Origin of the sequence: Bordetella genomosp. 5 (assembly GCF_002261315.1) — a bacterium.
Taxonomy (GTDB): domain Bacteria; phylum Pseudomonadota; class Gammaproteobacteria; order Burkholderiales; family Burkholderiaceae_B; genus Bordetella.
The window spans coordinates 14,722-33,384 of sequence record NZ_NEVP01000009.1; the positions used below are offsets into that span (position 1 = coordinate 14,722).

Below are 18,663 nucleotides of genomic sequence, written 5' to 3' on the forward strand. Positions count from 1 at the left end.
ACATCGGCGCACGCAGCGTCCGCGACATCGGCGCATGCAGCATCCGCGGCAGCGGCTCACGCGGCGCACGCGGCATCCGCGGCAGGCCCGCGGGCCTGACCGGCTCAGACCGGGGTGACCGCGCCCCGGCCCGAGAAGTGGCCGTCGACGTTGTCCAGGAAGATGCTGAACTGCGCCGCGATCGCTTCGGGAGACCAGCCCGCCAGGTGCGGCGTCAGGATCAGGCGATCGAGGTCGATGAGCTCGGCGGGCGCATCGGGTTCACTCTCGTAGACGTCGATGCCGGCGCCGCCCAGGGTGCCGGCGCGCAGCGCTTCAGCGAGCGCCTGCGTGTCGACGATGCTGCCCCGGCCCACGTTCACCAGGAAGCCTTCGGGGCCCAAGGCCTTCAGGACGGCGGCATCGACCAGGTGATGCGTGGACGCACCGCCGGGCGCGGCGCAGACCAGCACGTCGCACCATTCCGCGAGTGCCAGGACATTCTCGAAGTAACCATGCGGCGATCCGGGCTTGGCATTGCGGTTGTGATAGCCGATGTCCATCCGGAAGGCGCGCGCACGCGTTGCGATTTTTTCGCCGATGGTGCCCATTCCCAGGATGCCCAGCCGCTTGCCCGAGACGTTGGGCGGCAGCGCAATCTTGGTGCGCCATACGCCCGCGCGGCACAGCTGGTCGAGCTTGCGGAAGTCGCGCATGCAGGCGATCAGCAGCCCCATCGCGTGGTCCGCGACGCATTCGTCGTTGGCGCCCCGGCCGTTCGTGACCACGATGCCGCGCGCCTTGGCGGCGTCGACGTCGACATTCTCGTAGCCGGCGCCGTGGCACGACACCAGCTGCAACGCGGGCATCGCGGCCATTTCGGTCGCCGTGAGTCCGATCGTGCCGATCGTCAGCACGGCCTGGATGCGCGCGCCGTGGGCGGCGATCGCATCGCCACGTTCGGCGGCGGTGGGTGCGTAGACGAGGTCATAGCGCTCCGCAAGCACGTCGAGATTGTCGGCGTTCACGGGGCAAAGGACGAGCAGGGGAGTTTTCATCGCGGTGCTACCTGAGGCGAAATGCGCCGCGACGAGGCGCGGCGGGAGAGGGTGTGGGGCGCGCGGCGCGGGCAGGGCGGGCACGGCAGGGCCCGAGACGGGATGCGGCAGGCATCGGGTCTCGTGCCGTGCGGCTCACGGACGCCAGCCGAGCTTGTGAGAGATCTCCTGCGCGCAGGCAAGCAGCGGGCGGGCGATCTCGCCATTCCAGGAAACGTCGAACAGCCCGGACGGGCCGATGCTCGTCAGGGCCAGCACGAGGTTGCCGGTGTTATCGAACACGGGGACCGACAGCGCGTCCACGCCGGGCAGGGGATTGCCGACGGCGCGCGCCATGCCATGCACCCGGATGTCGGCCAGCACGGCCTGCAGCGTCGTGGGATCCGTGGTGATCTTGGGGCTGTGGCTCGCGATCACCGCGGTATCGCCTTCTTCGCGTGCGATGTAGTGGTCGGCCACCTTGGGCGGCAGCCAGGCCGCGAACACCAGGCCGGTTGCAGTGTGCAGCATCGACATGACCGTGCCCTTGCGCATGTTCACGTGCACCGGGTAACTCGCCTCGGTGATGTGGATCATGGTGGGGCCGTGCGAACCGAGCACGGCGATGCCGAGCGTGTGGCCGATCCGCGTTTGCAATTGCGCGACCTCGGGCATGGCCACGCGCACCGGGTCGAGGCGCTGCAGACTGACCAGGCCCATTTGCAGGGCAAAGGGGCCGAGCTCGTAGTGGCTGGTGATGGCGTCCTGCTGCACCAGGCCCACGCGCACGAAGCTCACCAGATACGGGTGGGCCTTGGCGGAGGTCATGCCGGCGCCGGCGGCCAGATCGCGCAGCGACAGGGGCCGCCCGGCGTCGACGAGCGCGGCCAGCAGCGGGAAACCTACTTCGACCGACTGGATGCTGCGCCGGCCGTCGTTGGCGGCGTGCGCAGCGGCGTGCGCAGCGGCGGGCCTGGCGGCGGCCGCGTCGCTGGCTGCCGAAGTGGTGGCCCCACCGGCGGCCGCCTTTTTCACGGCCTTTGCGGGCGTTTTGGATGCGGGCATGGCGAAGGCGCGGATTCAGCGGTTGCGGCGCGCGGCCAGCAGGCGTTCGGCCATTTCGACGAAGCCTTCACCGCCGCGCTCGCTCGCCACATAGGCGGGGCGATGCTTGATGCGATGCAGCTGCGACTGAATGTTGGCCACGCCGACGGACAGCGGGAAGAAATGGAACATGGGCTCGTCGTTGGGCGAGTCGCCGATGAAGAGGGTGGAGTCGAGCGCCTGCTCGACCGTCTGGCCGAGCTCGCGTTCGAACAGCGTGCGCGTCATGGACAGCTTGTCGTAGTCGCCGAACCAGCCGTTCACATGAATCGAGCTCACCTTGGCTTCGGCGCCCGCGTCGCGGAAGATCTGCACGATCTTGTTGACGGCTTTTTCGGGCAGGGCGGGCACGTCTTCGCAGAAGTCGATGGCAAGGTCGGCCACGCGATAGGCCTGGTCGCTCGCGAGCGCGGTGCCCGGCACTTCCTGGAGCACGCGGTCGCGGATTTCGTCCAGGCGCAGCCGGTCCGCGGCGCGGGTGGCCTCGTCGGCCCAGTAATGCGTCTTCATGCGGTGGGCGCTGCGGTCGTAGGCGAAATAGAACGCGCCGTTTTCGCCGACGACGGCGCGCACCGGCCACATGCGCACGAAGTGGTCGCACCAGCCGGCGGGGCGGCCGGTGATCGGAATCACACGGATGCCGGCGAGCTCGAGGCGCTCCATGGCGGCATAGGCGGCGGCGGGAAGCCGGCCGTCGGTGGTCAGGGTGTCATCGATGTCCGTCAGGACGGTACGTACCGAGGCTGCGACGGAGGCAGGCATGGCCGCCAGGGCTTGCATGGGGAGATCCTTGGTTATGCGTTTTCGTTCTGGGAAGTTTCCTGGGCGCAGTGTAACCGTGGCGAGTGCGCCCGCGCGCGAGGTGCCGCGAGGCGGTAAAATCCGTGTTTTCCCGCCTAGACCAGGTCCTGCCGTCCATGTCTGCCCAGATTTCATCCGTTGCCCCGGTCGCCGCGCCGGATTCGTTCGGTATCGTGCCGGTGCCCGAGATCATCGCCGAGCTGCGCGCCGGCCGCATCGTGATCCTGGTCGACGAAGAAGACCGCGAAAACGAGGGCGATCTGGTCATGGCCGCCGAGTTCGTGACGCCCGAGGCGATCAATTTCATGGTCACGCATGGCCGTGGCCTGGTCTGCCTCACGCTCACCGAAGACCGCTGCCGCCAGCTCGACCTGCCGCTGATGGCCAGCCGCAACGGCACGCGATACGGCACCAATTTCACTCAGTCGATCGAAGCCGCCGAAGGCGTCGAGACCGGCATTTCGGCCGCCGACCGCGCCCGCACCATCCAGGTGGCGGTGGCGCGCGACGCCAAGCCCGCCGATCTGGTCCAGCCGGGTCATATTTTCCCGGTGCGTGCCGTGCCCGGTGGCGTGCTGGTGCGTGCCGGGCACACCGAGGCGGGCTGCGACCTGACCGAGATGGCCGGCCTGACGCCCGCCGCGGTGATCTGCGAGATCCTCAAGCCCGACGGCACGATGGCGCGCCTGCCCGACCTGGTCGAGTTCGCCCGCGAACACAACCTCAAGATCGGCACCATTGCCGACCTGATCCAGTACCGCAGCGAGCACGAGTCGATCGTGCAGCGCGTCGGCACGCGTCTCATGCAAACGCCTTGGGGCGAGTTCGAGGCGATCGCCTACCGCGACGACGCCACGGGCGCACCCCATCTGGCGCTGGTGCATGGTAATGTCGAAGCCGAACGCGAGACTCTGGTGCGCGTGCACGAGCCCGCGTCGTTGCTCGACGTGCTCGACACGGGCGCCAGTTCCCACAGCTGGACGGTCGGCACGGCACTGCAAACCATCGCGGCGTCGCCCGCTGGCGTGCTGGTGCTGATGAATTGCCAATCCTCGGTCGAGCATCTGTTCGGTCAGATCGCCCACTGGACCGACCCGGCGCAGCGCCCGGCCCAGCCCGACGGCGAGCGTTTCGGTCTTCGTACCTATGGCATCGGCGCGCAGATCCTGCGCGATCTGGGCGTGGGTCAGATGCGCCTGTTGGCGCGGCCGCGCAAGATGCCGAGCATGGCCGGCTTCGCCCTCACGATTACAGGTTACGATTGCGCCCCTGCGCAAGCTTCCCGCAACAACGAATAAGGCCGACTCATGAACCCCTATATCCTCACTCCCGACCTGAACGGCGAAGGCCTGCACATCGGCATCGTGCGGGCGCGCTTCAATGAAGAGGTTGGTCAGGCCGAGCTGGCCGCCTGCCTCGAAGAACTGGCCAAACTGGGCGTCGACGAGCGCGACGTCATGGTCGCCACCGTGCCGGGCGCACTCGAGCTGGGCGTGGCGCTGGCCCGCATGGCCGAGTCGTTCGAGTTCGACGCCCTGATCGCGCTGGGCGCGGTCATCCGCGGCGAAACCTATCATTTCGAAGTGGTCAGCAATGAGATGGCCACGGCGATTTCCCGAATTTCCCTCGAGACCGGCATCCCGGTCGCCAATGGCGTTCTGACCGTCGACACCGACGAGCAGGCCCAGGCGCGTGCCGAAGGCAAGGGCCGCGATTGCGCCCAGGTCGCGGTCGAAATGGCCAACCTGTGCGCCGCGCTGGAGCCCGAAGAGGAAGACGAAGACGAAGACGAGGACGAAGATTTTGACGACGAAGAAGACGACGACGACGACCAGCGCTGATAGCGCCGTCCAGGCACGCGCCAACGCGCGCAGCGCGCGCCGCCGTGCGCGCGAGTTTGCGCTGCAAGGTGTGTACGCCTGGCTGCTGCGTGGTGGCGAAGGTACCCAGGACGCGGGCGAGATCGATGCGCACCTGCGCGACGCCGAGGATTTTTCCGAGGCCGATGCGCAGTGGTTCAAGACCTTGCTGCACGGCGTGCTGCGCGAGGCGCCCACCCTGCGTGAGCGTTTCACGCCCTACGTCGACCGCCCGCTGGCCGAGCTGTCGCCGGTCGAGCACGGCATTCTGCTGATCGGCAGCTTCGAGCTGGTGCATCACGTCGAAGTGCCGTACAAGGTCGCCATCAACGAAGCGGTCGAACTGGCCAAATCGTTCGGCGGCACCGACGGCTTCAAGTTCGTCAACGGCGTGCTCGACAAGCTGGCCGCCGACGTGCGCCCGGCCGAGGTCGAGGCCGCCGCCAAGCAGCGCCGCTGATTCAGTGAGGGCCGGCTCGCGCCGGCCCGCGCTGCCTTCGGCCATGGCCGACTCACCCCCCGGAGTCCCCGTGCCATCCGAATTCGACCTGATCGCCCAGTATTTCACCCGCCCCGCGCCCGATGGCATGTTGGGCGTCGGTGACGACTGCGCGCTGTTTCCGGTGCCGGCAGGCATGCAGGTGGCCACGAGCAAGGATCTGCTCGTATCGGGCCGCCACTTCTATCCCGACGTCGATCCCCGGGCGCTCGGACACAAATCGCTGGCGGTCAATCTGTCGGATCTGGGCGCCATGGGCGCGCAGCCCATCGGCTGCCTGCTCGGCCTGGCCTTGCCCTCGGCCGATGCCGCGTGGCTCGCCGCGTTCGCCGACGGCTTTCATGCGCTGGCGGCGCGCCATGGCTGCGCGCTGATCGGGGGCGACACGACCCGCAGCCCGCAGGATCTGGTCATCAGCGTGACGGTGTTCGGCGCGGTCGCGCCGACGCGTGCGCTGCGGCGCGACGCGGCACGTCCCGGCGACGATATCTGGGTCTCGGGCGAGCTCGGCGCGGCGGACGTCGCCTACCGGCTTCTCGACGGCCAGATACCCCCGGACGCCACGCTGCTGGCCGCTACCCGGCGGGCACTCGAATGGCCCGAACCTCGCGTCGCGCTCGGCCAGGCGCTCGGCGGCATCGCCCATGCCGCCATCGACCTCTCCGATGGTCTCGTGCAGGACCTGGGCCATATTCTGAAGGCGAGTGCCGTGGGCGCTCGCATCGACTACGCCGCATTGCCTGTCGCCGCCGCGATCGCGGCGCTGCCCGAACCGGTGCGCCGACGCGCCATCCTGGGCGGTGGCGATGTCTACGAACTCTGCTTCACGGCCCCCGCGTCGGCCCGCGACGCCGTGGCCGACGCCGCCAGGCGCGCCGGCGTGCCGGTGAGCCGGATCGGCGCCATCGTGCCAGAGGCGGGCATCGAGGTGCGCGAGGCCGACGGCCGCCTGATGGAAGCGTTGCCCGGCGGCTTCGATCACTTCGGCGCCGGGTAGGCCTGCTACCATCGCGCCACGGCGTGTGCCGTGCCATCCTGCCCCGCCAATGTCTGCCTCCAACGAGCCGAAGTCTCCGTCCATGCGCGAACGCGCGCGCGCCATCTATCCGTCCTGGCTGTGGGTACGCACGGATCCACACCGGCTGCTCGCGTTCGGTCTGGGCAGCGGACTGGTGCGGCCGGCCTCCGGTACGTGGGGCACGCTGCTTGCTTGGGCGATCTGGGTGCTGGTCCCTGCCATGCCCGACGCGGCGATGGCTGTCCTGCTCGTCCTCACCTTCGCGTATGGCTGTTGGGCGTGCGAGCGGGTCGGCCGGGAACTCGGCGTGTCCGATCACGTCGGTATGGTATGGGACGAGATGGTGGCGTTCTGGCTGGTGTTGTGGCTCACCCCCGCGACATGGACCGCGCAGGCCCTGGCCTTCGGGTTGTTCCGGCTGTTCGACATCGTCAAGCCCCCGCCGATCAAGTATTTCGATGCGCGCCTGAAAGGTGGGTTCGGCGTGATGTTCGATGATCTGCTGGCCGCCGCCTACACCTTGCTGGTGATGGCGATCCTGTTACGTACCGGAGTGATTGCATGACCGTGCTCGACAATAAAACACATGACGGATTGGCACCGGCTTCGGTGAGTGAGGCGACCCTGAACGGGCTGGCAGAAATGCTGGGTCAGGCCTTGATGGAAAACGATTGGATGATGGGGACGGCCGAATCGTGCACCGGTGGCCTCGTGGCCGGCGCCGTGACGGCGGTGGCGGGCTCGAGCAACTGGTTCGACCGCGGTTTCGTCACCTACAGCAACCAGGCCAAGATCGAACAGCTCGAGGTGTCGGCCGAGACCCTCGACCTTTTTGGCGCCGTGAGCGAACCGATCGCGCTCGAGATGGCCAACGGCGTGCTGCTCGCGAGCGGCACGGCCCACGTGTCCGTGGCGACGACCGGCATCGCCGGTCCCGACGGGGGTACGCCGGGCAAGCCCGTGGGGATGGTGTGCTTTGGATTCGCGATGCGCGCCGCGGGCGGGATCTCTTCGCGAGCGGTCACGCATGTGTTCGAAGGCGACCGCACGCAGGTGCGGCGTGCGGCGGTGGAAGTCGCGCTGCGCGGCCTGCTCGAACTGGTGGGTTCGCCGGCGGACCGCCGCTGAAGCGCGATTCCGGTCAGCGCACCGCGTTGATCGCGTCGCGCAGGCCCTGAGCGGCCTGCGCGGCCGCTTCGCGCCAGTCGTCGCCATTGCTGGCGTAGATGATTGCGCGCGACGAGTTGATCATCATGCCGCTGCGGGCCTGGTTGGCCCCGGCATTCACGGTGGCGTTGATATCACCGCCCTGGGCGCCGATGCCGGGCACCAGCAGCGGCACGTCGTCGCCGATACGTTGGCGCACCGCCGCGAGCTCGTTCGGGAAGGTGGCGCCCACCACGAGGCCGCACTGGCCCTGCGCGTTCCAGCGATCGGCCACCAGGCCGGCCACGTGCAGATAGAGTGGCTCGCCGCTTTCCATCTTGAGGAATTGCAGGTCCGAGCCACCGGGGTTGGAGGTGCGGCACAGCACGATCACGCCGCGGTCGCCCCAGGCCAGGTAGGGCTCGACCGAGTCCAGCCCCATGTACGGGCTGACCGTGACCGCGTGCGCCTGATAGCGTTCGAATGCCTCGCGGGCGTAATTTTCGGCGGTGGAGCCGATGTCGCCGCGCTTGGCGTCGAGCACGATGGGCAGGTCGGGATGCTGGCTGCGGATGTGATCGCACAAGGCCTCGAGCTGCGCTTCGGCGCGATGCGCCGCGAAGTACGCGATCTGCGGCTTGAAGCTGCTGGCGTAAGGCGCGGTGGCATCGACGATGTCGCGACAGAACTGGAAGATGGCATCGGGCTTGCCATCGAGTTCGCGCGGAAAGCGCTGCGGATCAGGATCCAGGCCCACCTGCAGCAGGGAGTTGCGGGAGGTCCAGGCGTGGTCGAGGCGTTGTTTGAAATTCATGGGTATCGGGGCAACGGGGCAGATGGGCCGGGGCGGACCCCGGCCGGGCTCAGTGCAGCTTGACGCGCGGACGGGTACGCCGCATCAGCAGGCGTGCCAGGGCCAGGGAGGCCGTGCGCGAAACACCCAGCACCGCGCGGTGGTGCATCAGGTGCAGGCTCATGTACATCAGGCGCGCCAGTGTACCGCTTACAAAGAGACCCCGTCCGGCCAGCTTGCCCATCAGGCTGCCGACGCCGGCGTCCTGGCCCAGCGAGACCAGCGAGCCGTGATCGCGGTAGACATAGGGTTCGTCGGGTTCCGGCTGGTTGCGCAGGCGCGCCGTGAGCTTCTTGGCGAGGTAGTCGGCCTGCTGGTGCGCGGCCTGCGCGCGGGCCGGCACGGTGCGCTCGGCACCCCACGGCGCCGCGCAGCAATCGCCCAGCGCCAGGATGTGGGGATCGGGCGTTTCGAGGCGATCGGTAACAATGACCTGCCCTGCGCGATTCAGCGGCATGTCGAGCGTGGCCAGCAGGGCCGGGCCCTGGATGCCGGCCGCCCACATGCACAGCGACGCCGGGAACGCCCGGCCGTCGGCCGTCTTGACCGAATCGGCGGTGATCTCGGATACGCGGCAGCCGGTCTCGACCTTGATGCCGAGCTCGAGCAGCCGCGCCGTGGCCGCCGCGGAGATTTTTTCGGGCAAGGCCGACAGGATGCGCGGCGCGCCTTCCACCAGCGTGATCGCGAGATCGCGTTCGGCGCGGAAGTTGGGCAGGCCGTAGGCGCTCACCACGTGGCTGGCTTCGGTCAGCTCGACGGCGAGCTCCACACCGGTGGCGCCGCCACCCACGATCACCAGATCGAGGCGGGCCGCGGGATCACGCACCTTGGCCTGATCGACCAGCGCCATGGCCTTGAGCATGGTGAGGCGGAACTGCTCGGCGTTTTCGGTGGTGTCGAGCGTCACGGCGTGTTCTGCCGCACCCGGGGTGTTGAAGAAATTGGACGTGCTGCCCAGTGCCAGCACCAGCGTGCCATAGGCCAGATCACGGCGCGGCAGCACCTCCTGGCCGTGCGCGTCGGACACGGCGTCGATCGTGATGCTGCGCTGTTCGCGGTTGACGCCCAGCAGGCGCCCCTGCGCGAAGCTGAAGTGCGCCAGGTGGGCCAGCATCAGGTAGGACAGACCTTCCTGGTGGATGTCGAGCGTGCCGGCGGCCGCTTCGTGCAGGGAGGGCTTCCAGATGTGGAAGGGGCGGGCATCGACCAGCGTGACGCGGTCACGGCCGTGTTTGCGGCCAAGCTGGGCGGCCAGCTCGAGGCCGCCGGCGCCACCGCCGACAATGACGATACGGTCGGTATTTGAAGTCGCGTTGGGCATCATGTAAATCAGTATAAGTGGGCCACGCGACGATGGGGAGCCTACGCAAGTGTGATTGCGCTCGAGCTCCCGACCTCAGTTCATGACGAAGCGGCTGATGGCGACGCCCACCCACACCGCAATGGTGAACAGGAGCATCAGCATCACCGCGGCGCTGCCAAGATCCTTGGCGCGGCCCAGCAGGGGATGAGTTTCGACCGACAAGGCGTCGGCCAGTGCCTCGATTGCCGAGTTCAGCAGCTCCACCACCAGCACCAGGATCACCGAGGCGATCAGGAAGAACACCTCGTCGGTCGTGCGTCCCAGGAAGAACGCCGCCGGAATCAGCAGGATGGCCAGCGCCAGCTCCTGCCGGAACGCCGCCTCGTACTTGATCGCCGCCTTCAGGCCCTGCAGCGAGTAGCGCAACGCATTCAGGATGCGGCGCAGGCCACCGGTGCTTTTGTAGGGCGAGGGATGCGGCGAGTGCGTCATGGGCAGGAAAAATTTTGGCCAGGGGTGGCGGCTTTTTACCAGATAACCATGGCACCCGTATTGGAATGCGGGCGGGGGCGGGCGGGTGGAAAGGCTGAAGCCCGGATCGATCGAATTAGTATAAACCCTAATATGACGCAGATTCGGACGAGCGCAAACTTCCGGTCAATTGGTAAGGCCACTTTACCGAAATCGGGGCAGTATCTCCGCCCCTTGCAGCGCCGTCTCACGCAGCACGCCGTTCGCCATCCCGTACCTCCTGTACCGCCCGTACCGCCCGTTTCGCCCTTTCCGCCCGTAGCGCCTCACGTCGTTTGCAGTCCTGCATCGCCCGGTCCGTTTCACGTCGTCCCCAGTCCCGCCCCATGCCTATCCAGACCATCGAACCTCGTCGCCTGTACCGCCAGATCGCCGATCAGCTGCGCCTGCTGATCGAGGCGGGCGAGTTTCGCGAGGGGGCGCGCCTGCCTCCCGAGCGGGATCTGGCGCTCAAGCTGGGTGTGTCGCGGCCGTCGGTGCGCGAGGCGCTGATCGCGCTCGAGGTCGAGGGCTGGGTCGAGGTGCGCATGGGCTCGGGCATCTATGTGAAGCGCTCCACCGAACGCGCAGGCGACAGCCTGGTGGCCGAGAGCCCGCTCGAGACCATCCGGGCGCGTCAGATGGTCGAGGGTGAGCTGGCCGCCGAGGCCGCGCGGCTGATTGCGCCCGGCGCCGTCGCGGGGCTGCGCGACGCGGTCGCGCTGATGCAGGACGAGGCGGACAGCGGCAACGTGCCGATACGCGGCGACCGGCTGTTCCATGTGCGGGTGGCCGAGATGGCGCACAACTCGGTGTTGGTGCGCGTCGTGGGCGAGCTGTTCGATGAGCGGCACAACCCGATATCGATGAAGCTGGGCGACTACTTCGAAAACCCCGCGAGCTGGGCCGCCGCAATCACCGAGCATCGCCGCGTGATCGATGCGATCGCACGCGGCGACGCGGCCGGCGCGCGCGAGGCGATGCGCCATCACCTGTCGTGCTCGCACGATCGTCTTACCGCCAATTGGGCCGCGCCCGATGGCGTTCCGGCCGTTTCAGGCCGCGCTGCCGCGGAGTCTTCATGATGAGCCTGACCTGTCGCATTCATGGCGCGCGCGATCTGCGCCTGGAGTCGGATTCCGCCGGCGCACCGCTCGCGCCGCACGAGGTGGAGCTGCGCCTGGGCGCCGCCGGCATCTGCGGTTCGGATCTGCATTACTTCCTGCACGGCAAGGTCGGGGCATTCGTGATTCGCGAACCGCTGATTCCGGGGCACGAGGCGTCGGGGATCGTGCTGCGGGTCGGCGAGGCCGTGACCCGCGTGGCACCCGGGATGAAGGTCGCCATCAATCCCTCCCACCCCTGTGGCCAGTGCGATTACTGCCGCGGCGGCCGCGACAACCTCTGCCGAAATATGCGTTTTCTGGGGAGTGCGAGCGTCTATCCCCACGTGCAGGGCATGTTCCGCGAGCGCTTCGTCATGGGCGAACGTCAGCTCACCGCGGTGGACGAAGACATCTCGCTGGGCGAGATCGCCTGTGCCGAGCCGCTGTCGATCGGTCTGCATGGCGTGAACCGCGCCGGCAACCTGCTCGGCAAAACCGTGCTCGTGACCGGCGGCGGCACGATCGGCTGCATGAGCGTGATCGCAGCGCGGCTCGCGGGCGCCGCCCACATCATCGTGAGCGACATCGCCGACCGCGCGCTCACGATGGCCGCGCAGGTCGGCGCGGACACCTGCGTGCGCGCCGACACCGGCGAGCCGCTCGCCGACGTGGCCGATGTCGCCATCGAAGCCGCCGGCAGCCCGGCCGCGCTCGCTACCTGCCTGAGTGCCACGCGGCGCGGCGGGCGCATCGTGCAGGTGGGCACGCTGCCCGCCGAAGGCGTGCATTTTCCGGCCAACAACATCATGGCGCGCGAGCTCGATTACGTGGGTGCCTTTCGCGCGGGCGTGGAATTCGATTGGGCCGTCAGCTACCTGCGCACGCGCAAGGTGGATGTGCGGCCGTTGATGAGTGCGCAGCTGCCGCTGGAACGCGCCGCCGAGGCGTTCGAACTGGCGGCCGACCGTACCCGTAGTACCAAGGTGCAACTCGTATGTGAATCATGACCTCAGCGGGGCCGGCGGCGCATAACGACCCGACAAGGGCAGGCCGCCGGCGACCAACACCTCAGGAGAGGAGACAACATGAAACAAGGCAACGCCAAGGTGCTGTTCGCTATCGCCGTGCTCGCCCTGTCGGGTAGTGCGCTGGCGCAGAACAAGTTGAAGTGGGCCCACGTGTACGAGACCTCCGAGCCCTTTCATACCGCGTCGGTATGGGCGGCGCAGGAGATCGGCAAGCGCACGAACGGACGCTATCAGATCGATGTCTATCCGGCCTCGCAGCTCGGCAAGGAAAACGACATCAACCAGGGCCTGACGCTCGGTACCGTCGACATGATCATTTCCGGGTCGAGCTTCGCGGCCAAGACCTTCCCGCGCATCGGCGTGACCTACTACCCCTACATCTTCCGCGATCCCGAGCATCTGCTCGCCTACACCAAGAGCGATATCTACAAAGAGCTCACGCGCGGCTACGACGAAAAGAGCGGCAACCACATCGTCGCGACGACCTACTACGGCACGCGCCAATCGACCTCCAACCGGCCGTTCAAGACGTGTGCCGAGATGAAGGGCCTGAAGATGCGGGTGCCGGACGTGGCCGCCTATCTGGCGATGCCGCGGGCGTGCGGCGCGAACACGGCGCCGATTGCCTTCGCCGAGGTCTATCTGGCCCTGCAGAACGGCACGGTCGAGGCGCAGGAAAACCCGCTCACCACGATCGAGGCCAAGAAGTTCTACGAGGTGCAGAAGAACATCATCCTGACGGGGCACATCGTCGATCACCTCAATACGGTGATCTCCGGCAAGCTCTGGAAGAGCCTGTCGGACGAGGACAAGAAGGTGTTCACCGAGGTGGCGCAGCAGGCCGCCGAGAAAGCCTCCAAGGAGGTGGCCGAGAGCGAGAAAAAGATGGTGGCGGTGTTCAAGCAGCGTGGGCTGACGGTGACGGAGGTCAACGTGGAGGACTTCCGCAAGACGGTGCTGGATAAGGTGCCGTTCAAACAGTACGGCTACGAAAAAGCCGACTGGGATCGCATCCAGGCCATCAAGTAAGGGGGGCGGCGCGGGTCCGCCCCGCGCCGTGCCGTCATGCCACCCGAGGGGGAGCCCATGTACTCCAATGCCAAGACGGCCGGTCTGCCCGGTCATGAGCCGGCGCGCCTGGCCGCGGCCGACACCACCGCCACGCCACAGGGCGCGGCGCACCCGACCGCGTCGGTGCAGGACATCGTGCAGAGTTTCGAAGAGGCCGACGAGGTCGTGCAGCACGTCGACCTGTCCGGCTATCGCTTCGAAGACTGGGTCTGCCTCGCGCTGTTCTGGTCCATGGCCGGATTGGTTTTCCTGCAGTTCTTCTCGCGCTACGTGATGAACGACTCGTACGCATGGACGGAAGAGCTGGCGGTGTACTGCCTGATCGGCGTGGTCTTTCTCGGCGCCTCGATGTGCGTGCGGGCCTGCCGCCACATCCAGGTCGACTTTCTCTATCGCTACCTGCCCAAGCCGGTCGGGCGCGTGTTGTCCACGCTGATCGACGTGATCCGCACGGCGTTCTTCGCCTATGCCATCTGGCTCGTGTACCGCTACATCTCGCTGGTGGGCGACGAGCCCATGACCACGCTGTTCTGGAACAAGGCCTATGTGTACTGGCTGGCATTCGCCGGCTTCGTGATGATGTTCGTGCGCTCGGTGCAGGTATCGGTGCAGAACTGGCGTCAGGGCTATTCCATTCTCGAAAACCCCTCGGCCTACGACGCGGTCGACTGAGCCCGGCCGCGACGCCACCCACCCATTCGGTGCCATTGCGGAGCGAACCATGGCAATACTGATCGGTACCTTTCTGCTGTTGATGATCTTCGGGCTGCCCGTGGCGGTCTCGATGGCGGGCGCGGCCCTGCTGTTCGTGCTGGTGTCGGGCAGCGTGCCCGACGTGGTGGTGGCGCAGCGCATGATCGCGGGCGTCGAGTCGTTTCCGCTGCTCGCCGTGCCGTTCTTCATCCTGGCCGGCAATCTGATGAACATCGCCGGCATCACCGGCCGCATCTACAACTTCGCGGTCGCGCTGGTGGGCTGGATGCGTGGCGGCCTGGGTCAGGTCAACATCATCGGCTCGGTGGTGTTTGCCGGGATGTCGGGCACTGCCATCGCGGATGCGGCGGGCCTGGGCACCATCGAGATCAAGGCCATGAAAGACCATGGCTACGAAACCGAATTCGCCGTGGGCGTGACGGCCGCATCGGCCACGCTGGGCCCCATCATCCCGCCGTCGCTGCCGTTCGTGATCTACGGCATGATGGCCAACGTCTCGATCGGCTCGCTGTTTCTGGCCGGCTTGATTCCAGGCGCCGTGCTCACGGTGCTGATGATGTTCACCGTTGCCTACTACGCACGGCGCAACAACTGGGGCGGCGACGTTGCCTTCAGCTGGAAGCGGCTGGGCGGCGCGGCGCTCGAAGTGCTGATCGTGCTGGCGTTTCCGTTCTCGATCTGGGTGATGGTGGAGATGGGCGTGACGCCCAACATCGCCACCGGCATCGCGTTCGCGGCGCTGCTCATCCTCGACTGGACGTTCAACTTCTCGGCCGTGATGGCTCTGATGGCGCCGGTGATTCTGATCGGCGGGATGACGCTGGGCTGGTTCACGCCCACCGAGGCCGCCGTGGCCGCCGTGATCTGGGCGCTGTTCCTCGGTCTGGTGCGCTATCGCTCCATGACGCTGCGCACCTTGGCCAAGGCATCGTTCGACACCATCGAGACCACGGCATCGGTGCTGTTCATCGTGACGGCGGCCTCGGTGTTCGCCTGGCTGCTGACCACCACGCAGGCGGCACAGACGCTCACCGACGCCATCCTGAGCGTGACGCAGAACAAGTGGGTGTTCCTGCTGATGGCGAACCTGCTGATTCTGATCGTGGGCTGCTTCATCGACACGATCGCCGCGATCACGATTCTCGTGCCGATCCTGCTGCCCATCGTGCTGAAGCTCGGCATCGATCCGATTCACTTCGGCCTCATCATGACGCTCAACCTGATGATCGGCCTGCTGCACCCGCCATTGGGCATGGTGCTGTTCGTGCTCGCGAGAGTGGCGCGGCTGTCGGTGGAGCGCACCACGATGGCCATTCTGCCGTGGCTGGTGCCGCTCTTCATCGCGCTGATCGCCATCACCTACATCCCGCAGATCACGCTGTGGCTGCCCACCACCATGGGTATGGGAGCGAAATGATGCCCGGACGCCTGCAAGGAAAGACGGCGCTCGTGACCGCGGCCGGCCAGGGGATCGGCCGCGCGACCGCCGAGGCCTTTGTGCGGGAGGGCGCGCGCGTGCTGGCGGCCGATATCAACCCCGACCTGCTCGCCGGGCTGCGCGAGTGCGACACGCGCGTGGCCGACGTGACCGATCCGGGCGCGGTCGAAGCGCTGGCGCGCGCCGCGGGCCCGCTCGACATTCTGTTCAACGGCGCGGGGTACGTGCACGCGGGCACCATCCTCGAATGCGACGACGCCGCCTGGGATTTCTCGTTCGAGCTGAATGTGCGTGCCATGTATCGGCTCATCCGCGCCTGCCTGCCGGGCATGCTCGAGCGCGGCGGCGGTTCGATCATCAATATGGCCTCGGCGGCATCGAGCGTGAAGGGTGTGCCGAACCGCTTCGTGTATGGCACCACCAAAGCCGCGGTGATCGGGCTGACCAAGTCGGTTGCGGCCGACTTCGTCGCGCGCGGGATCCGGGCCAACGCGATCTGCCCCGGCACGGTCGAGTCGCCGTCGCTGCGGTTGCGGATGGCTCAGCAGTCGGCCGCGAGCGGGGTGCCGATCGAGGCCGTGGAGGCGGCGTTCGTCGCCCGCCAGCCCATGGGCCGCATCGGCCGTACCGAAGAAATCGCCGCGCTGGCCGTGTATCTTGCGAGTGACGAATCCGCGTTCACTACCGGCACCGTGCAACTGATCGACGGTGGCTGGTCCAACTGACTCACGAGAAGGAGCTCACCATGAAATTGCTGCGCCATGGCGCCAAAGGCCAGGAAAAGCCGGCATTGCTCGACGCCGAGGGTCGTGTGCGCGACTTGTCCGGCGTGATCCCGGACCTGACGGCCGCGGGCCTGGGCCGCGCTGCGCTCGAACGCCTGCGCGCGCTCGACCCGGCCAGCCTGCCGCTGGTGGAGCGGCCCGGCCGCATCGCACCGCCCTGGTCGGGCATGGGCAAGTTCATCTGCATCGGCCTGAACTACGCCGACCACGCGGCCGAGGCCGGCCTGCAGGTGCCGGCCGAGCCGGTCGTGTTCATGAAGGCCACGTCGGCGCTGGTCGGCGCGAACGATGCGGTCGTGCTGCCGCAGGACTCGGTCAAGACCGATTGGGAAGTCGAGCTCGGCGTGGTCATCGGCGAGCGCGCGCGTTATGTGTCGGAGGCCGATGCGCTGGCGCACGTGGCGGGCTATTGCGTGGTCAACGACGTCTCCGAGCGCGAGTTCCAGATCGAGCGGGGCGGCACCTGGGACAAGGGCAAAGGCTGCGACACCTTCGGCCCCGTCGGCCCCTGGCTCGTGACGGCCGACGAGGTGGCCGATCCGCAGGCGCTCGACATGTGGCTGGAGGTCAACGGCAAGCGCTACCAGAACGGCAGCACGCGCACGATGGTGTTCGGCGTGGCGCAGCTGGTGAGCTACGTCAGCCGCTTCATGACGCTCTATCCGGGCGACCTGATCAGCACCGGCACCCCGCCCGGCGTGGGCATGGGCCAGAAGCCGGCGCCCGTGTATCTCAAGGCGGGCGACGAGATGAAACTGGGCATCGCGGGCTTGGGCGAGCAGCATCAGCGCGTGCATGCCTGGGATCCGGCGCGCATCGACGATTAGCTGGCCCTGAGGGGGCGCCATGACGACACAGACACAGCAGGCGGCGGTGATCCGGATCCATCCGGCGGACAACGTGGTGATCGCCCGGCGTCAGCTGGTGTCGGGCACCCGGATCGAGGCAGAAGGCGTGACGGTGTCCGGCCTGGTGCCGCCCGGCCATAAGGTGGCCGTGCGCCCCATCGCGGCCGGTACGCCGGTGCGGCGCTACAACCAGGTGATCGGCGTAGCGCGCCAGGACATCGCGGCGGGCCAGCATGTGCACAGCCACAATCTGGCGTTCTCGGATTTCGAACGCGACTACGCCGTGGGCGCCGACGCGCATCCGACGGATTTCGCGCCGGTGCCGGCCACGTTCGACGGTATCGTGCGGGCCGACGGCCGTGTCGCCACGCGCAACTACATCGGCATCCTCACCAGCGTGAACTGCTCCGCGACCGTGGCGCGCGCGATTGCCGACCATTTCCGGCGCGACGTGCATCCCGGCGCGCTCGCGGCCTATCCCGAGGTGGACGGCGTGGTGGCGCTGACCCACGGCGCGGGCTGTGCGACCGGCAGCGAGGGCGAGCCGCTGCGCGTGCTGCGCCGCACGCTGGGTGGCTACGCGCGGCATCCCAATTTCGGCGGGCTGATGGTGGTGGGGCTGGGCTGCGAGACCAACCAGATCGGCGGGCTGATGGCGCAAGAGGGCCTGCACGAAAGCGGGCTGCTGCATACGTTCAACATCCAGGACACCGGCGGCACCCGCAAGACCGTGGCGCGCGGCATCGAACTGGTGGAGTCCATGCTGGAAGCGGCCAACCGCGTGCGCCGCGAGCCGGTGCCCGCGCGCCATCTGGTGGTGGGCCTGCAATGCGGCGGCTCGGATGGGTACTCGGGCATCAGCGCGAATCCCGCGCTGGGCGCCGCGGTCGACATCCTCGTGAAGAACGGCGGAACCGCCATCCTGTCGGAGACGCCCGAGATCTATGGCGGGGAGCACCTCCTCACACGGCGGGCGCAGAGCCAGGCCGTCGCCGACAAGCTGCTGGCGCGGGTGCGCTGGTGGGAAGGCTATTGCGCGCGCAACGATGCCCAGATGGACAACAACCCGTCCGCCGGCAACAAGGCGGGTGGCCTCACCACCATCCTGGAAAAGTCCTTGGGCGCGATCGCCAAGAGCGGCACCACCAATCTGACCGACGTCTACGAGTACGCCGAGGCCGTCGGCACGCCGGGGCTGGTGTTCATGGACACGCCGGGCTACGACCCGGTGTCGGCCACCGGACAGGTGGCGGGTGGCGCCAACCTGATCTGCTTCACCACGGGGCGCGGCTCGGCGTACGGCTGTGCGCCCGCGCCTTCGCTCAAGCTGTCGACCAATACCGCGCTGTGGGAGCGGCAGGCCGACGACATCGACATCAATTGCGGTGAGGTGGTCGACGGCGCGCAGAGCGTGGCGGAGATGGGCGAGCGCATTTTCCGGTTGATGCTGCAGACCGCGTCGGGGCGCCGCAGCAAGAGCGAAGAACATGGTTATGGCCAGAACGAGTTCGTGCCCTGGCAGTTGGGCGCGGTGATGTAGCAACCCTCATTCATCGAAGGC

At 67.6% G+C, this 18,663-nt stretch carries 20 protein-coding genes; 14 read left to right on the forward strand and 6 right to left on the reverse strand.

Annotated features, from left to right (window positions below; translation table 11 throughout):
* Positions 1-104: 104 nt before the first annotated feature.
* From CAL25_RS14570 to CAL25_RS14580, 3 genes are all read right to left on the reverse strand, one after another.
* The gene (locus CAL25_RS14570) at positions 105-1,037 is read right to left on the reverse strand and encodes a 2-hydroxyacid dehydrogenase (protein WP_094801260.1); all 933 of its coding nucleotides are present in this window, start codon (positions 1,035-1,037) and stop codon (positions 105-107) included.
* 135 nt (positions 1,038-1,172) lie between these two features.
* Positions 1,173-2,081 (reverse strand): IclR family transcriptional regulator, encoded by a 909-nt coding sequence (locus CAL25_RS14575; protein ID WP_094801262.1) that lies wholly within the window; start codon positions 2,079-2,081, stop codon positions 1,173-1,175.
* 15 nt (positions 2,082-2,096) lie between these two features.
* The gene (locus CAL25_RS14580; protein ID WP_094801264.1) at positions 2,097-2,900 is read right to left on the reverse strand and encodes an HAD-IIB family hydrolase; all 804 of its coding nucleotides are present in this window, start codon (positions 2,898-2,900) and stop codon (positions 2,097-2,099) included.
* A 137-nt stretch (positions 2,901-3,037) separates the two neighbouring features.
* Between CAL25_RS14580 and ribBA the strand changes: the two genes are divergently transcribed.
* The 6 genes from ribBA (at position 3,038) to CAL25_RS14610 (ending at position 7,425) form a co-directional block, all read left to right on the forward strand.
* A complete protein-coding gene (ribBA, locus tag CAL25_RS14585; protein WP_094801266.1) occupies positions 3,038-4,219 on the forward strand; it encodes a bifunctional 3,4-dihydroxy-2-butanone-4-phosphate synthase/GTP cyclohydrolase II in 1,182 nt (393 codons plus the stop codon).
* A gap of 9 nt (positions 4,220-4,228) precedes the next feature.
* Positions 4,229-4,762 carry a 6,7-dimethyl-8-ribityllumazine synthase gene (ribH, locus tag CAL25_RS14590; protein ID WP_094801268.1) on the forward strand — a complete coding sequence of 178 codons (534 nt, stop codon included), beginning with the start codon at positions 4,229-4,231 and terminating at the stop codon, positions 4,760-4,762.
* Entirely contained in the window at positions 4,725-5,240 is a 516-nt protein-coding gene (gene nusB / locus CAL25_RS14595; RefSeq protein WP_094801270.1) for a transcription antitermination factor NusB, read from the forward strand. The genes ribH and nusB overlap by 38 nt, the downstream gene beginning before the upstream one ends.
* 43 nt (positions 5,241-5,283) lie before the next feature.
* Entirely contained in the window at positions 5,284-6,276 is a 993-nt protein-coding gene (gene thiL / locus CAL25_RS14600) for a thiamine-phosphate kinase (protein ID WP_094801272.1), read from the forward strand.
* A gap of 82 nt (positions 6,277-6,358) precedes the next feature.
* Entirely contained in the window at positions 6,359-6,862 is a 504-nt protein-coding gene (locus tag CAL25_RS14605; protein WP_094801274.1) for a phosphatidylglycerophosphatase A family protein, read from the forward strand.
* Positions 6,859-7,425, forward strand: a complete 567-nt coding sequence (locus tag CAL25_RS14610) for a CinA family protein (protein ID WP_094801276.1) — start codon at positions 6,859-6,861, stop codon at positions 7,423-7,425. Before CAL25_RS14605 ends, CAL25_RS14610 begins: the two co-directional genes overlap by 4 nt.
* Positions 7,426-7,438: 13 nt before the next feature.
* On the opposite strand, the gene pyrF is transcribed toward CAL25_RS14610, so the two are convergent.
* The 3 genes from pyrF to CAL25_RS14625 all read right to left on the reverse strand — a co-directional run bounded on the left by pyrF (position 7,439) and on the right by CAL25_RS14625 (position 10,094).
* The gene (gene pyrF, locus CAL25_RS14615) at positions 7,439-8,257 is read right to left on the reverse strand and encodes an orotidine-5'-phosphate decarboxylase (protein WP_094801278.1); all 819 of its coding nucleotides are present in this window, start codon (positions 8,255-8,257) and stop codon (positions 7,439-7,441) included.
* 49 nt (positions 8,258-8,306) lie between these two features.
* Positions 8,307-9,623: an NAD(P)/FAD-dependent oxidoreductase gene (locus CAL25_RS14620; RefSeq protein WP_094801280.1), complete on the reverse strand. Its 1,317-nt coding sequence runs from the start codon at positions 9,621-9,623 to the stop codon at positions 8,307-8,309.
* A 72-nt stretch (positions 9,624-9,695) separates the two neighbouring features.
* The gene (locus tag CAL25_RS14625) at positions 9,696-10,094 is read right to left on the reverse strand and encodes a diacylglycerol kinase (RefSeq protein WP_094801282.1); all 399 of its coding nucleotides are present in this window, start codon (positions 10,092-10,094) and stop codon (positions 9,696-9,698) included.
* A gap of 365 nt (positions 10,095-10,459) precedes the next feature.
* Between CAL25_RS14625 and CAL25_RS14630 the strand changes: the two genes are divergently transcribed.
* The 8 genes from CAL25_RS14630 to CAL25_RS14665 all read left to right on the forward strand — a co-directional run bounded on the left by CAL25_RS14630 (position 10,460) and on the right by CAL25_RS14665 (position 18,642).
* Positions 10,460-11,197 (forward strand): FadR/GntR family transcriptional regulator, encoded by a 738-nt coding sequence (locus tag CAL25_RS14630; protein ID WP_094801284.1) that lies wholly within the window; start codon positions 10,460-10,462, stop codon positions 11,195-11,197.
* A complete protein-coding gene (locus tag CAL25_RS14635; RefSeq protein ID WP_349290553.1) occupies positions 11,194-12,225 on the forward strand; it encodes an L-idonate 5-dehydrogenase in 1,032 nt (343 codons plus the stop codon). The genes CAL25_RS14630 and CAL25_RS14635 overlap by 4 nt, the downstream gene beginning before the upstream one ends.
* A gap of 78 nt (positions 12,226-12,303) precedes the next feature.
* Positions 12,304-13,275: a sialic acid TRAP transporter substrate-binding protein SiaP gene (locus CAL25_RS14640; protein WP_094801286.1), complete on the forward strand. Its 972-nt coding sequence runs from the start codon at positions 12,304-12,306 to the stop codon at positions 13,273-13,275.
* Positions 13,276-13,332: 57 nt separating this feature from the next.
* Complete coding sequence (locus CAL25_RS14645; RefSeq protein ID WP_094801288.1) at positions 13,333-13,989, forward strand: TRAP transporter small permease; 657 nt, start codon at positions 13,333-13,335, stop codon at positions 13,987-13,989.
* Positions 13,990-14,038: 49 nt separating this feature from the next.
* Complete coding sequence (locus CAL25_RS14650; protein WP_094801290.1) at positions 14,039-15,448, forward strand: TRAP transporter large permease; 1,410 nt, start codon at positions 14,039-14,041, stop codon at positions 15,446-15,448.
* Positions 15,448-16,194 carry an SDR family oxidoreductase gene (locus tag CAL25_RS14655; protein WP_094801292.1) on the forward strand — a complete coding sequence of 249 codons (747 nt, stop codon included), beginning with the start codon at positions 15,448-15,450 and terminating at the stop codon, positions 16,192-16,194. The genes CAL25_RS14650 and CAL25_RS14655 overlap by 1 nt, the downstream gene beginning before the upstream one ends.
* 20 nt (positions 16,195-16,214) lie before the next feature.
* Complete coding sequence (locus tag CAL25_RS14660; protein ID WP_094801293.1) at positions 16,215-17,081, forward strand: fumarylacetoacetate hydrolase family protein; 867 nt, start codon at positions 16,215-16,217, stop codon at positions 17,079-17,081.
* A gap of 19 nt (positions 17,082-17,100) precedes the next feature.
* The gene (locus CAL25_RS14665) at positions 17,101-18,642 is read left to right on the forward strand and encodes a UxaA family hydrolase (protein ID WP_094801295.1); all 1,542 of its coding nucleotides are present in this window, start codon (positions 17,101-17,103) and stop codon (positions 18,640-18,642) included.
* Positions 18,643-18,663: the final 21 nt, after the last annotated feature.

Coding starts and splice junctions, on each gene's coding strand:
- CAL25_RS14575 (WP_094801262.1), bottom strand. CDS start 2,081: ATGCCCGCATCCAAAACGCCCGCAAAGGCCGTGAAAAAGGCGGCCGCC.
- CAL25_RS14620 (WP_094801280.1), bottom strand. CDS start 9,623: ATGATGCCCAACGCGACTTCAAATACCGACCGTATCGTCATTGTCGGC.
- CAL25_RS14625 (WP_094801282.1), bottom strand. CDS start 10,094: ATGACGCACTCGCCGCATCCCTCGCCCTACAAAAGCACCGGTGGCCTG.
- CAL25_RS14655 (WP_094801292.1), top strand. CDS start 15,448: ATGCCCGGACGCCTGCAAGGAAAGACGGCGCTCGTGACCGCGGCCGGC.
- pyrF (WP_094801278.1), bottom strand. CDS start 8,257: ATGAATTTCAAACAACGCCTCGACCACGCCTGGACCTCCCGCAACTCC.
- CAL25_RS14635 (WP_349290553.1), top strand. CDS start 11,194: ATGATGAGCCTGACCTGTCGCATTCATGGCGCGCGCGATCTGCGCCTG.
- CAL25_RS14580 (WP_094801264.1), bottom strand. CDS start 2,900: ATGCAAGCCCTGGCGGCCATGCCTGCCTCCGTCGCAGCCTCGGTACGT.
- CAL25_RS14665 (WP_094801295.1), top strand. CDS start 17,101: ATGACGACACAGACACAGCAGGCGGCGGTGATCCGGATCCATCCGGCG.
- CAL25_RS14570 (WP_094801260.1), bottom strand. CDS start 1,037: ATGAAAACTCCCCTGCTCGTCCTTTGCCCCGTGAACGCCGACAATCTC.
- CAL25_RS14645 (WP_094801288.1), top strand. CDS start 13,333: ATGTACTCCAATGCCAAGACGGCCGGTCTGCCCGGTCATGAGCCGGCG.
- ribH (WP_094801268.1), top strand. CDS start 4,229: ATGAACCCCTATATCCTCACTCCCGACCTGAACGGCGAAGGCCTGCAC.
- thiL (WP_094801272.1), top strand. CDS start 5,284: ATGGCCGACTCACCCCCCGGAGTCCCCGTGCCATCCGAATTCGACCTG.
- CAL25_RS14640 (WP_094801286.1), top strand. CDS start 12,304: ATGAAACAAGGCAACGCCAAGGTGCTGTTCGCTATCGCCGTGCTCGCC.
- CAL25_RS14610 (WP_094801276.1), top strand. CDS start 6,859: ATGACCGTGCTCGACAATAAAACACATGACGGATTGGCACCGGCTTCG.
- CAL25_RS14630 (WP_094801284.1), top strand. CDS start 10,460: ATGCCTATCCAGACCATCGAACCTCGTCGCCTGTACCGCCAGATCGCC.
- CAL25_RS14660 (WP_094801293.1), top strand. CDS start 16,215: ATGAAATTGCTGCGCCATGGCGCCAAAGGCCAGGAAAAGCCGGCATTG.
- CAL25_RS14650 (WP_094801290.1), top strand. CDS start 14,039: ATGGCAATACTGATCGGTACCTTTCTGCTGTTGATGATCTTCGGGCTG.
- ribBA (WP_094801266.1), top strand. CDS start 3,038: ATGTCTGCCCAGATTTCATCCGTTGCCCCGGTCGCCGCGCCGGATTCG.
- CAL25_RS14605 (WP_094801274.1), top strand. CDS start 6,359: ATGCGCGAACGCGCGCGCGCCATCTATCCGTCCTGGCTGTGGGTACGC.